At 43.8% G+C, this 14547-nt stretch carries 7 protein-coding genes; 4 read left to right on the forward strand and 3 right to left on the reverse strand.

All coding sequences use genetic code 11. From position 1 onward, the window contains the following. The first annotated feature begins 80 nt into the window (after positions 1 to 80). The 4 genes from thiL (at position 81) to gcvH (ending at position 9834) form a co-directional block, all read left to right on the forward strand. Positions 81 to 1124 carry a thiamine-phosphate kinase gene (gene thiL, locus OQ5_RS0109915; protein WP_016777352.1) on the forward strand — a complete coding sequence of 348 codons (1044 nt, stop codon included), beginning with the start codon at positions 81 to 83 and terminating at the stop codon, positions 1122 to 1124. A gap of 192 nt (positions 1125 to 1316) precedes the next feature. Continuing rightward, positions 1317 to 1898, forward strand: coding sequence for a Holliday junction branch migration protein RuvA (gene ruvA, locus OQ5_RS0109925; protein WP_016777354.1), 582 nt, complete (start codon positions 1317 to 1319; stop codon positions 1896 to 1898). 28 nt (positions 1899 to 1926) lie between these two features. Next, complete coding sequence (gene sprA, locus OQ5_RS0109930) at positions 1927 to 9360, forward strand: cell surface protein SprA (protein WP_016777355.1); 7434 nt, start codon at positions 1927 to 1929, stop codon at positions 9358 to 9360. Positions 9361 to 9456: 96 nt separating this feature from the next. Beyond that, positions 9457 to 9834: a glycine cleavage system protein GcvH gene (gene gcvH, locus OQ5_RS0109935; RefSeq protein ID WP_016777356.1), complete on the forward strand. Its 378-nt coding sequence runs from the start codon at positions 9457 to 9459 to the stop codon at positions 9832 to 9834. Positions 9835 to 10039: 205 nt separating this feature from the next. Here the strand turns inward: gcvH and infB are convergent, their stop codons facing one another. The 3 genes from infB to nusA form a co-directional block, all read right to left on the reverse strand. Next, positions 10040 to 11803 carry a translation initiation factor IF-2 gene (gene infB / locus OQ5_RS24530; protein WP_016777357.1) on the reverse strand — a complete coding sequence of 588 codons (1764 nt, stop codon included), beginning with the start codon at positions 11801 to 11803 and terminating at the stop codon, positions 10040 to 10042. A 43-nt stretch (positions 11804 to 11846) separates the two neighbouring features. Then, positions 11847 to 13193: a hypothetical protein gene (locus OQ5_RS24535; RefSeq protein ID WP_255297468.1), complete on the reverse strand. Its 1347-nt coding sequence runs from the start codon at positions 13191 to 13193 to the stop codon at positions 11847 to 11849. 63 nt (positions 13194 to 13256) lie between these two features. Then, the gene (gene nusA, locus OQ5_RS0109945; RefSeq protein WP_016777358.1) at positions 13257 to 14495 is read right to left on the reverse strand and encodes a transcription termination factor NusA; all 1239 of its coding nucleotides are present in this window, start codon (positions 14493 to 14495) and stop codon (positions 13257 to 13259) included. Between the last annotated feature and the right edge of the window lie 52 nt (positions 14496 to 14547).

Raw genomic sequence — 14547 nt, forward strand, 5'->3', positions numbered from 1 at the left:
AATAGAAATGTACTCATTGCGGATTAGATAATCGAACGATCAAATCTATTGTTATATCTTTGTACTTTAAAACTAAAGCTATGAGCAACACCATCACCCCTCTCTCGGAAATTGGTCTTTTCGGTTTGATTGAGCGTTATGACAAAATATTTCATAAACGACATGAAACCACGCTTAAAGGCATCGAAAACGACGCAGCCGTCATAAAGATTAAAGACAACAATCTTGTAACAGCACAAACCATGATGCTCGAGGGCATTCATTTCGATCTCACCTATTTCCCTTTGAAGCATCTGGGGTATAAAGCGGTAGTTTCAGGAATATCAGATGTTATAGCTTCGGGAGCTAAACCAACACATATCAACATAGCCTTAGGACTAAGCGGAAAGATGTCGCTCGAAGCAGTAGACAGGCTCATGGATGGTGTTACGCTGGCTTGTGAAAAATATGATCTTGACCTAACCGGTTTCAGACCTTCATCGTCGTTAACAGGACTTTCCATTGCTGTTTCAGTTTTTGGATTCACAGAAAATATTCCTTTGAGCCGGTTCGGGGCCGGAGAAAATGACCTTGTCTGTGTAACAGGCGACCTTGGTGCGGCATTTATGGGGCTCCAACTTCTTGAACGTGAAAAAAAGGTGATGAAAGAGACAGGTGAAACCAACCCCGATTTCGGAAGTTACGACTACCTGTTGGAGCGACAACTCAAACCCGAAGCCCGTATCGGATTATTATCCGGGTTGAAAGATGCCGGCATACGCCCAACATCTATGATTTTGATACGGGAAGGGCTGGCAGCATCACTTTTGCGGCTGTGTAAGGCTTCGGATGTAGGTTGCAACATTTACGAAAGCAAACTTCCCATTGACCATACTACCACAGCGCTCGGTGACGAGATGGAAATAAACCCGGTTGTGGCTGCCCTTAATGGTGGAGAAGACTATGAAATTCTTTTCACCATCTCACTCGATGATTACCAGAAAATTGAAAAAGAAGGAAAGAAACTCGACAATGTCTTTTTAATAGGCCACATCACCAGCAAAACAAAAGGGTACACCTTAGAGACAAATGCAGGAGAGGAAGTACCCCTTAAAGCCCGTGGATGGGGAAAAAAAGAGGATTAATAGTGATGAGTCAGTAGTTGAGCAAAGAGCAGAGGGCATGGAGCATGGAGCATGGAGTAATGGGAGAAAGGTGGAAGGGTTGGAAGATGGAAGGGTTGGAAACTATATTCTTAAATGGATATAAGATGTAAGATAATCTATGAGTGCGCATTGAAAAATTTAACGAACTATTGTTAATTACAAACTCAAACTATGTACGAATTTATATCAGGGAAAATAGCCCAAACCACACCCGCTTATGTCGTCCTTGAAAACAACGGAATCGGATATCTAATAAACATCTCGTTGAATACTTATGAAGCCCTGAAAGGGAAGAATGAATCATCGCTATACATCTATGAAAACATCAGGGAAGATGCCTACATACTTTATGGTTTTTCCAGTACAAGAGAAAGAGAGATTTTTCAGCTTTTGATATCGGTGTCGGGGATTGGTGCCAATACTGCACGCATGATGCTTTCTTCAATGACTCCGGATGAGCTTCAGGCTGCTATTGCCACCGAAAATGTAAATCAGATAAAAAGCATTAAGGGCATCGGACTAAAAACAGCACAACGTGTAATTGTAGAACTGAAAGACAAAATTGGAAAAACAACCGGAGGACAAAAATTACCTGTTCCCGAAGACAATACAAACGCTGAAGAAGCGTTATCTGCATTAGTAATGTTGGGTTTTTCAAAAGGGCCTTCGCAAAAGGTCGTTGACAAAATATTGAGAGAAAAGCCGGGAAGTAAAGTTGAAGAAATCATAAAACTGGCGCTCAAGATGTTGTAACCTAAACCATAGCAGCGCAATTTACTGAATGCAGAAAACATTTTCCAAATATCTTTTTACTGCTCTGACCATCCTGGTTTTTGCAACCGGGGAGGCTTTTGGCATGTCTTTAAAGACAACCGCCCTGGCGACCGATATCCCACAAATTCCCGATACTGCAGAACAATTCAAATTAGACCGCATTATTACGCCCGGTCAAATATCGAAAAGTATTGACCCAAAGGACCCTTATATCCCGCAGCCCGATAATCTTCAATACAGGGCTGAGTACGACCCTTCTACCGGGCTGGTTAACTTGTATAAAATGGTGGGAAATATTCCCGTACAGCTTCCCTATACAATGTCTGTCGAAGAATACCGTCAAAAGGAATTGAGGCAATCAATGTTCAATTACTGGGAACAGCAAAGAGCAGAAACAGAGGAGACCGGTGAGGGAGCATCCGGGATCAGAATCGGAGCCGGCCGTGCCGTTGAAAGTATATTTGGAAGTGAAACCATAAATATTCGTCCGCAGGGAATTGCAGAACTCCAGATTGGTGTCAATCATACCCGTATCGATAATCCCACATTGCAGGAACGGATGCGAAAAACCACCACTTTCGATTTCCAGGAGAAAATACAAATGAACATTACCGGCAATATCGGTGACAAGCTACGAATGGGAATTAATTACAATACCGATGCCACTTTTGATTTCGAAAACCAGATAAACCTCGAATACTCGGGACACGAAGATGAAATACTGCAAAAAGTAGAAGCCGGAAATGTGACCTTACCTCTGCCGGGAACACTTATCACCGGAAGTCAAAGTCTTTTCGGAGTAAAAACAGAAATGCAGTTCGGACGCCTCACTGTTACATCCATTTTCTCTCAGCAAAAAGGGGAAACATCAACCATGAACATCCAGGGTGGGGCGCAACAACAGGATTTCGAAATCAGTGTTGATGAATATGATAAAAACAGGCACTTCTTTCTTTCACACCATTTCAGGGAAAGGTACAATGAAGCCATGAAACATCTTCCGGTAATCAATTCTCCATTTAACATTACAAAAGTAGAAGTCTGGGTTACCAACCGAAGCAACAATTTTGATGAATCCCGCAATATTATCGCTTTTGCCGACCTTGCTGAAAGCGGCGACAACCTTACCAATCCGGGTTTATGGACCAGTCAGCCCGGTGCTTTGCCCTCGAACGGGGCCAACAACCTTTACGATCAGATGAACACCACCTACTCGGCCGTTCGCGATATAAACCAGGTTTCCTCCACATTCGCTTCACTCGAATCGCAAGGGTTCAGGGGAGCGCGGGAATATGAAAAAATAGAAAATGCACGCCTCCTCAAAGAATCTGAATACACCTTGCATCCAAAACTCGGGTATATCTCACTGAACAGTCCGCTAAATAACGACGAAGTATTGGCTGTAGCCTACGAATACACCTATAACGGCGAAGTATACAAAGTCGGCGAGCTCAGCACCGGCGGCATAGAAGCTCCCAACAGCCTGTATGTAAAACTCCTGAAAGGAACACTTTTGGCACCAAGTGTCAAAACCTGGGACCTGATGATGAAAAACATTTACGCCATTGGTGCTTATCAGGTCAGCCCGGATGATTTTATTATGGACGTAGTCTACTTCGACGACTCGAAAGGTTCGTACATCAACTATTTTCCTGATGGGCCAAAACCTGAAGAAGGCGGGCTAAACGGTGAATTGCTGATTGGGATAATGGGACTCGACCGACTCGACAGTAATCTGGAGCCTTACCCCGACGGTACATTCGACTTTGTTTCCGGATATACCATTTTGCCCGACCAGGGAAGGGTAGTTTTTCCGGTTGTGCAACCATTCGGAAATAATCTGGAAGAAAAATTGCAGGGTTATCCCGAACTCATAGATAAATACGTATTCCATGCCCTCTATGACTCCACCCTGACCGATGCTTCGCAGATGGCGGAAAGAAACAAATTCAGGCTTCAGGGTACCTACAAATCATCATCCAGTAGTGAAATTTCGCTCAACGCTTTTAATATTCCCGAGGGTTCTGTAGTCGTAACCGCTGGAGGACTAAAACTAACCGAAAATCAGGACTACACTGTCGATTACACCACCGGCCGTATTCGCATCATAAACGAAGGACTTCTCGAGTCGGGGACACCTATTCAGGTATCACTCGAGAGTCAGGATATGTTTAACCTGCAAACAAAAACTTTGTTGGGAACACATCTCAACTATCAATTCAATAAAGACTTTAACGTGGGAGCCACACTCATGCACCTGAGAGAAAGGCCCCTTACGCAAAAAGTTAACTTTGGTGACGAGCCCATTGCCAATACTATATGGGGTCTAAATGCCGCTTATTATACTGAGTCGAATGCGCTGACTTCCTGGATCGATAAACTTCCGTTGGTTGAAACCACCACCCCTTCATCCATCTCCTTCGAAGGCGAATTTGCCCAACTTATCCCGGGGCACCCCAATGTCATCGAAAAAGAAGGAAACTCGTATATCGACGATTTCGAAGGAAGTGAAATTCCCATTGATATAAAAAACTGGACCGCATGGAAATTTGCCAGCACGCCCCAGGGGCAACCAGATATGTTTCCCGAAGCTGCCAACATCAATGATCTTTCTTATGGGTTCAACAGGGCCAAACTGGCATGGTATGTCATTGACCCCCTCTTTCTGCGAAATAATAACCTTACACCTTCACACCTGAGACAAAACCCTGATCAACAGTCCAGCCACTTTGTGAGAGAGGTTTATGAGAAGGAGATTTTCCCCTATCGTGAAAGCGCTTACGGCGAACCAACCAACATTCCGGTTTTGAACCTTGCCTATTATCCCGACGAACGCGGCCCTTATAATTTTGACACCAACCTCACCCCCGACGGCAAACTAAACAACCCCGAGCAACGGTGGGCAGGTATTATGCGTGAAATACAAACCAGTGACTTTGAAGCCGCGAACGTTGAATACATAGAATTCTGGATGATGGATCCGTTTGTTTACGATGACAGTCCCGAACGTGGTGGCGATCTTTACATCAACCTGGGTAATATATCGGAAGACATTCTTCGCGACTCACGTAAATTTTTTGAGCAGGGACTGCCCGGCCCAGAGGACCCGTTTGATGTGGATAGCACGGTTTGGGGGTTTGTTCCTACCAAACAAAGTCTGGTTAATGCTTTCAGTAACGACCCCGGAACACGCTTCATGCAGGATGTAGGCCTTAACGGAATGAACTCGGAACGGGAAAGGAATTTCTATCGCCAAAATCCACACCCTTTTCTTACGCTGATTGACAACCTGTACGGCTCGGGCGGATTAACCGGGAAAGCCTACCAGGAAATAATGAATGATCCCGCTGCCGACGATTACCACTATTATCGTGGTAGTGATTTCGACAGCGAAGAAGCCGGTATTCTCGAACGCTATAAAAATTTCAACAACCCTGAAGGCAATTCTGTGCCGTCTGAATATTCCAACGAAAGCTACAGTACAGCAGCTACAACGCTCCCCGACGGGGAAGACATCAACCGCGATAATACCCTGAGTGAAACCGAAAGCTATTACCAATACAGAATTAAACTGCGTCCAGGAAACATGAATGTTGGCGAAAATTTCATTACCGATGAAATTGAATCCACGGTGGAACTCAAAAACGGTGAGCGCAGTTCCGTCAAATGGTATCAATTCAAGATACCCGTCAGTGAGCCCGACACCACCATAGGAGAACTACGCGATTTCAGCTCCATCCGTTTCATGCGTCTATTCCTGAAAAACTTTTCCGACACCGTCATTTTGCGCTTTGCAACAATGGACCTCGTGCGTTCCGACTGGCGTAAATATACCGATGATTTGTTTGAAACAGCCGACATGGTGAGTCCCTCACCCGAAACTCAGTTCGATGTAGCCACGGTCAATATTGAAGAAAACGGCACCAGAAAACCGGTCAACTATGTATTACCGCCCGGGATTGATCGGGTAATCGATCCCGGAAATCCCCAAATACGGCAGCTCAACGAACAGTCAATAGCCCTGAAAACAACAGAACTGGCCGGAGGAGATGCCCGGGGAGTTTATAAAACGCTCAATATGGACATGCGCCAGTATCGTCGCATAAAAATGGAAGTACATGCCGAAGAGATCACAGGATATCCGCTGGAAGATGATGAAATTACTGCCTTTATCCGTTTGGGCTCCGACTTTAAAAACAATTATTACGAATATGAAGTCCCCCTTAAGTTGACACCTCACGGCATTTACAGTAATAACTCCACGGCCGACAGATACATAGTATGGCCCGAGGATAACCAGATAAATGTTCCTGTGGAATTGCTCCAGGAAATTAAACTGAAACGCAATGACGCCTTAAGGTCAGGTGATACCGATGCTGCCATAAACGAAAAATTCAGCCGTTCTGATCCCGACAATACCAGTAATAAAGTTAGCATAAAAGGTAATCCCAACCTGGCCAATGTACGATCGATAATGATCGGTATTCGCAACAGCTCCATCAACAATAAAAGCGTAGAAGTATGGTTTAACGAACTGCGTCTTTCCGATTTCGATGAAGAGGGAGGATGGGCGGCAAATGCCCGGATGAGCGTAAAACTGGCCGATCTGGGGAGTATGTCAATGGCCGGAAAAGTGAGCACTATCGGCTTTGGAAGCATTGAGCAAAGTGTAAATGAACGCAGCCAGGAAGACTATTATCAGTACGACGTTGCCACCAACCTGGAACTGGGGAAATTGCTCGGGCCTGAATCACGGTTGTCTGCGCCGATGTACATCAGCGTCAGCGAGCAAGTTGCGACACCAGAATATTACCCCCTCGATCCTGATATTCCCATTGATGTAGCGCTGGATAATGCAGATACTAAAACAGAGAGAGACAGTATCAGACACCTGTCGGAAGACTACACCAAACGCAAAAGTCTTAATTTCACAAACGTCAGACTAAAACCCAAAGACAATGAAACAAAACTATACGATATCTCGAACCTGAGTGCCACTTATGCCTATAATGAATCCAGTCACCGGGATGTTAATACAGAATACAAAATCAACAAAAATTACAGAGGTATTCTGGCCTACAACTATTCCGGACAGCCCCGTTTAATTGAACCTTTCAAAAAAATCAACGGAGAGGCTTTCAGGCTTATCCGTGATTTCAATTTTTATCTTTTACCCAGTCAGCTAAACTACAGGTGGGAACTTATACGAGATTACAATGAATCACAGCTGCGAAATGTGAACAATCCTACCTTTAAAATTCCGGTTTCAGTAAGAAAAGATTTTAACTGGAACCGATATTTTGAAATGACCTACAACCTTTCCAAATCACTGAAAATTGATTTCAGAACCATCACCAATGCCCGTATTGACGAACCGGAAGGAGCTGTCAATAAAGATTTGTACAAAGACGAATATGAGCACTGGAAAGACTCGGTAATGCGTAATCTCATGTCGTTTGGGCGTACCACCAATTATCAGCACAACATAAATGCCAGTTACCGGGTGCCAGTCAACAAGTTGCCTCTGCTGGACTGGACGTCGGCCAACATCAACTACGGTGCCCAGTTTAACTGGCGGCAGGGACCCATTACCGAGGAAGAATACGAATGGGGGAATACCATCCGGAATTCCAATACCATTCAGGCCAATACCCAACTCAATTTTTCCGGACTTTACAATAAAGTAGATTATCTGCGTAACCTCTCCCGTCCTAACCAAAGAGCAGGAGGCGCTCAACAATTGAGGTATACCAGTCACAGTCTCGACATCAAAAAAGACACTCCTTTCGAAATACAACACCGCCTGGATACAAGAGATGTACAGGTTCGTATTTTCGACAGCAATGGCCGTCCCATCAGAGGCGAAACCAGGATCATTGATGCCAACACAGTGACATTTACTTCTCCCCGCGACATATCCAATGCACGAACTTTGATTACCGGACAGAAACAAACATCAACTTCACCGGTAAAAATTGTCGCCGACAATCTCTTGCGGATAGCCACCGGCATAAAAAACCTCTCTGTTTCCTACTCATCCAACAATGGGACTTCTCTTCCGGGGTATCTGCCCGATCCCGGGTTTCTGGGCAATGATGATGTTCGCGGGGTCAATGCACCCGGCATCCCGTTCCTGCTGGGAATACAGGACAGAGGTTTTGCTATGAAAGCGGTCGAAAACAACTGGCTGACAACCGACAGCACCTTAAACAGTCCGTATATTATGACCCACTCCGAAGACCTGAATATAAGGGCAACTATTGAACCGTTTGATGGTCTTCGGATTGATCTGACCGCCACACGCCGCTTTTCAAAAAATCTTAACGAATACTATCTTTTCAACGGAGATCAATTCAGAGGTGTTTTTAACACGATGGAGTCGGGAAGTTTTTCAATGAGTTTCAACACTTTAGCAACAGCATTTGAAAAGATTGAGCGTTCGGGAAGTTATGAGTCGGATGCGTATGATCAGTTCCTGAAAAACAGGGACATAATAGCCCGCCGGCTTGGCGAAAAAAGAGTTGGAAGCAACTATCCAACAACAGGGGATTACTACGAGAATTCTAATATTGCCGGACTCCCATACAGCCCCGACGGATATCCCGACCTTGGACATACCGTTGAATCGGGTGTAGACGGTTATAACCTGACCTCGCGCGAAGTTATGGTGCCGGCCTTCCTGGCTGCCTATTCCGGGAAAAGTGCCGACAACATTTTTACCGAAACATTCCCCTCGCTGTTAAGACTTAAACCCAACTGGCGTATCAACTTTACCGGATTATCTAAAATCGATTTCCTGAAAAAATACATCAAATCTTTCGATGTCAGTCACGCCTATTCATCTACCTACACCATCGGAAACTACCAAACCAACCTCGAATGGCAGGAAAACGGAGACGGTCTCAGTTTTGTCAGAGACGCTCAGGATAATTTTATCCCAAGGTACCTGATCAATGGTGTAACAATTACCGAACAGTTTTCTCCTTTCCTTCAGTTTAACATTACCTGGCCGGGTAATTTCAGCACCAGAGCGGAATACAAAAAAGGCAGAATACTCAATCTTAGCTTGAATAACAATCAGTTAATTGAAAACTACAATAACGAATGGATTATAGGACTCGGATACCGTTTTGACAAGATGGACATGATCCTGGGGAAATCGAACAATCAGAAAAGAATATCATCAGACCTCAACCTGCGGGCCGACATTTCATTGCGCGAAAATTTTTCTATTATCCGAAAAATACAGGAACAATCGAATCAGATGACAGCCGGACAAAAGATTACTACACTCAAAATAACTGCCGATTATGTTTTAAGCGACAGGTTTAATGTACAACTGTTCTACGATCGGCAGGTCAACAACCCCTATATTTCATCTTCTTACCCCACTTACAATACAAATGTGGGCGTCAGCTTCAGATTTTCGCTGGCACAATAAAGTCTGAAACAGCCAGTTAAAATATATCGATCATTTGTGTTAGATTATTCATGAAAAAATATCTAATTTTGAATTAAATCAATAAAATAAAAAATTATGAATATACCGGAAAACCTAAAATTCACCAAAGACCACGAATGGGTTAAAGTTGAAGGTAATACGGCCATTGTCGGAATTACGGATTTTGCCCAAAGTGAACTTGGCGACATTGTTTTCGTTGAAATTGAAACAGAAGACGAAGAACTTGAAAAAGAAGAAGTTTTTGGAACTATCGAAGCTGTTAAAACCGTATCAGACCTTTACATGCCGGTGTCGGGAAAGGTTGTCGAAGTCAATGAAGAGCTGGAAAGCAAGCCTGAATTAGTCAATAAAGAACCCTATGATGGCGGATGGATGATTAAAATAGAAATGAACAATCCCGATCAGGTGAGCGAACTCCTTTCAGCTTCTCAATATAAGGAACTCATCAGCTAAAAGTATTTGAACCATTCGCTATAACCCGTTAAGTAAATGCCTGAACACAGAGGCAATAAGACCAAACAACACCTTTATTAAGGGAAAGTTGAAATTTTCAAAATTTAGCCTCATAAGAATTGTAAAAGTTTGACAGGGTATTTCAATCAAAAAAAGGCGCAACAAATTGCGCCTCTTTTTGATTGAAAATATTATCTCCGTACTATTACAATGTTCTTGAAACTTCGACTTCCTCGAAGGCCTCAATCATATCGCCTACCTTAATATCATTGAAATTCTTAATATTCAATCCGCATTCGTAACCGGAAGCTACTTCTTTAACATCATCTTTAAAACGCTTCAGAGAACCAAGTTCACCGGTATAAATAACAATCCCGTCGCGAATGACCCTTACTTTAGAACTTCGCTTGATTTTTCCCTCTTTCACCATACAACCGGCCACTGTACCAACTTTGGTAATCTTGAATGTATCGCGAATTTCGAGTGTTGCAATAATCTGCTCTTTAATTTCGGGAGACAACATACCTTCCATGGCTGCTTTAATCTCCTCGATGGCATCATAAATAATAGAGTAAAGGCGTATATCAATCTCTTCCTTCTCAGCCAGTCTGCGGGCAGCCATTGACGGGCGAACCTGGAAACCAATAACAATTGCATTGGAAGCGGCAGCAAGCATAATATCCGACTCGGAGATTTGCCCGACAGCCTTGTGGATAACATTAACCTGAATCTCTTCGGTTGACAATTTGATCAGTGAGTCGGCGAGTGCCTCAATAGACCCGTCCACATCACCTTTAACCACCAGATTAAGCTCCTGGAAATTACCAATGGCAATGCGTCGTCCGATTTCATCGAGGGTAATATGTTTTTGTGTTCTGAGACCCTGCTCACGTTGCAACTGCGAACGTTTGGTAGCAATTTCCTTGGCTTCGCGCTCATTCTCCATCACATGGAATTTCTCACCCGCTTGTGGTGCACCGTTTAATCCAAGCACCAACACCGGTTGTGAAGGTCCGGCCTCTTCAATTTTTTGATTTCGCTCATTAAACATGGCTTTTACGTGACCGTAATACTGTCCTGAAAGGATCAGATCACCGGCTTTGAGTGTCCCGGCCTGAACCAGAAGTGTGGCAACATATCCGCGTCCACGATCAAGGCTGGACTCAATAACCGAACCTACAGCAGGTTTATTCGGATTGGCCTTAAGTTCGAGAAGATCGGCTTCGAGTAAAACCTTTTCAAGCAACTGTTCAACATTGATCCCGTTTTTGGCACTAATATCCTGTGATTGATATTTTCCTCCCCACTCTTCAACAAGATAGTTCATTTTGGCCAGTTCTTCCTTTACCTTATCAGGATTGGCATTGGGCTTATCAATTTTATTAATGGCAAACACGATGGGAACACCGGCAGCCGAAGCATGATTTATGGCCTCAACGGTCTGCGGCATTACATTATCATCGGCAGCTACAATAATAATGGCAATATCGGTAACCTGTGCACCACGTGCACGCATAGCAGTAAAAGCCTCATGCCCTGGCGTATCAAGGAAAGTAATCTCCCTGCCACCTTCCAGTTTAACATTGTAGGCACCAATATGCTGAGTTATCCCACCGGCTTCACCGGCAATAACATTTGTGCTTCTGATGTGGTCGAGCAATGACGTTTTACCGTGATCGACATGCCCCATTACGGTGATGATTGGTGGCCGGGGCTGCAAATCTTCGGGACTATCTTCTTCTTCCTCTATGGTTTCGGCTGCGTCTACACTGATAAATTCCACCTTATAACCATATTCTTCGGCAACCAGGGTGATGGTTTCCGCATCAAGTCTTTGGTTAATCGAAACAAACAGACCAAGGCTCATACAGGTGGCTATCACCTGGTTTACCTGAACATCCATCAGATTGGCCAGCTCGTTGGCAGTCAGAAACTCGGTAACTTTAAGCACTTTACTCTCTTCCGACATCCGCTCCTTTGCCTCATGCTCTTTTTGGGCTGCAGCATCCCTCTTATCGCGACGGTGCCGGGAGGCCTTGGATTTCCCTTTCGAAGTCAGGCGTGCCAGAGTTTCTTTTTATCTGTTTCTGGACATCTTCTTCGCTCACTTCAGGACGGGTCGGCCGTTTTTTTGCCTTGGACTTTTTACGTTTTTCTTTTTTCTCCTGAGACTTACCACCTGCCTGGGTTTGTTGCTGATTATCATCGATATTCACCCGCTCTTTCTCTTTGCGGATGCGCTTACGTTTTTTCTTTTTCTTCCGCTGCTCGTCTCTGTTGTTATTCTCAGTACGGGCATTTTCGGGCAGATTGATTTTACCCACCACGGTTGGCCCCGATAATTTTTTCACCTTGGTAGGCATAAAGCTGTCTTTATCAGCTTTCTCCTGTTCCTGTCCCGATTCTTTTCCGCTTTTATCCTCCGACTTAATTTCAGGTTTTGCCTCTTGAGGTTTTTCTGTGGGCTTTTCGGTAGATTTTTCAGTCTTTTCACCCGACTTCTTTTCCTCTTTCTTCTCTTCTTTCTGAGGATGTTTGGCTGCAATCTTAGCATCCTCTTTTTTACCGGGTGTTCCGGCAGAAGTCTCCGCCTCCTGCTTTTTGGATTCGGCTGTATCTTTTTTCACATACTTTGTTTCTGCCGGGGATTTTTTATCGAGGTCAATTTTTCCCACCACCTTAATGTCTTTCCCCTTAGGAGGTTCAACCGGAATATTAACATCCTCTTCGGGTTGTTTCCTCTCTTCTTCAGCTTTCCCGGAAGCAGTAGTTTCCTTCGTCTGTTCTTTTGTTTCCGCTTCGGCTTTTTCTTCCTGCTTATCTTTTTCTTTCTTCTCCTCTTTCAGCCCTGCTTTCTCTGTGTCTTTACTTACGGGAGGCTTAGCCTCCTGTTCGACTTCTTTAGCCTTTTCTTCTTTTTTGCTTTCTTCAGATGGCCCTTTCTTGTCGAGGTCAATTTTTCCCACCACTTTAACATCCATTTTTTGCCTGGGGGAAGACACTTCGGCAGTTGGTTTTTCCTCTTTTTTCCCCACCGGTTTTACCGGTCTTTCCTGATCTTCTTCAATATCTTCAATATCCTCATCTTCATCCTCATCGTGCTGACTTTCTTTCAAATCATCGATGGACACAGAGGATTTTTTACCCTTGTGCTTTCTGTCGACCAACTTCTGCGATTCCATCTTCACAGTCAGGTCCGAACGATATTCCTTTTTCAGAAGATCATACATCTCTTCCGAAACCTTGGTATTCGGGTTGGATTCTATTTCGAACCCCTTTTTATGCAGAAATTCAACGATTGTGTTGATCCCTACATTACATTCTTTTGCTATTTTACTAAGTCTTTTTCCAACTGCCATATAAAGGACTTTCGTTTTTCTGATAAAAAGATAAAAAATCTTTGACGGACAAAGATAAACGAATTATTCAAATTCGGCCTTCAGAATATTAATAACGTCGCGAATGGTTTCTTCTTCCAGATCGGTCCTTTTAGTAAGGTCTTCAACGGTTAGCTCAAGTACGGATTTTGCAGTATCGCAACCAATTGCCTTCAATTCGTCAATGATCCAACCTTCAATTTCGTCTGAAAATTCGTCAAGAGAAACGTCTTCTTCATCTTCATTCTCTGTCTCACGATAAACATCTATCTCATAACCGGTAAGTTGACTTGCCAGGCGGATATTTAATCCTCCTTTACCAATTGCAAGAGACACCTCCTCGGGTTGAAGGTAGACATCCGCGCGTTTCTCATCTTCAAAGATTTTAACACTTGATACTTTAGCGGGATTCAACGCCCGCTGTATAAACAACTGCGTGTTGGTTGTGTAATTGATGACATCAATATTCTCGTTGTGCAGCTCCCGCACGATTCCATGAATACGCGATCCCTTCATTCCAACACATGCACCTACCGGGTCAATTCGTTCGTCATAAGATTCCACAGCAACCTTTGCCCGCTCACCGGGTGCACGTACTATCTTCTTAATGGTGATCAAACCATCATAAATTTCGGGAACCTCAAATTCGAACAAACGTTCAAGAAATACAGGCGATGTACGCGACAAGATAATCAGCGGATTGTTGTTCCGCATCTCTACTTTGATTACTACAGCTCTCACTGTTTCGCCTTTGCGGAAAAAATCTCCCGGAATTTGCTCTGCCCGCGGAAGGATTAGCTCATTTCCTTCATCGTCGAGAATAAGCATCTCTCGTTTCCATATCTGGTAAACTTCGCCGGTAACCACCTCGCCGATACGTTCTGTATATTTGTTGTAAAGCTGGTCCTTTTCAAGTTCCATAATTTGTCCGGCAAGGTTCTGACGCAATGTCAGAATGGCACGACGACCAAATTTATGAAAGTCTACTTCATCCACTACTTCCTCTCCGACTTCGTAATCAGGATCAAATTTTCTTGCCTCTGTCAATGAAATCTGGGTATTCGGGTCCTCCACCTCTCCGTCGGGGACAACTTCACGGTTTCGCCAGATTTCAAAGTCTCCTTTATCAATATTTACGATGACGTCAAAATTTTCATCACTGCCGAAGATTTTGACCAGAACACTACGGAATGAATCTTCCAGAACACGTACCATTGTGGCACGGTCAATGTTTTTTAATTCTTTAAATTCCGAAAAAGTGTCTATCAGATTAATATTTTCCATCGCCTTATAAATAAACGTTGTTACTTCTTTTGTTCTTTTCGGTGCAACTCCA

The sequence above is a fragment of the Anaerophaga thermohalophila str. Valhall genome (assembly GCF_000250735.1).
Taxonomy (GTDB): Bacteria; Bacteroidota; Bacteroidia; order Bacteroidales; family Marinilabiliaceae; genus Anaerophaga; species Anaerophaga thermohalophila_A.

Bases quoted from the DNA above. Each gene is read 5' to 3' on its own strand.
- OQ5_RS24535 (WP_255297468.1), bottom strand. From the start codon at position 13,193: ATGGCAGTTGGAAAAAGACTTAGTAAAATAGCAAAAGAATGTAATGTA.
- nusA (WP_016777358.1), bottom strand. From the start codon at position 14,495: ATGGAAAATATTAATCTGATAGACACTTTTTCGGAATTTAAAGAATTA.
- gcvH (WP_016777356.1), top strand. From the start codon at position 9,457: ATGAATATACCGGAAAACCTAAAATTCACCAAAGACCACGAATGGGTT.
- ruvA (WP_016777354.1), top strand. From the start codon at position 1,317: ATGTACGAATTTATATCAGGGAAAATAGCCCAAACCACACCCGCTTAT.
- infB (WP_016777357.1), bottom strand. From the start codon at position 11,803: ATGTCGGAAGAGAGTAAAGTGCTTAAAGTTACCGAGTTTCTGACTGCC.
- thiL (WP_016777352.1), top strand. From the start codon at position 81: ATGAGCAACACCATCACCCCTCTCTCGGAAATTGGTCTTTTCGGTTTG.
- sprA (WP_016777355.1), top strand. From the start codon at position 1,927: ATGCAGAAAACATTTTCCAAATATCTTTTTACTGCTCTGACCATCCTG.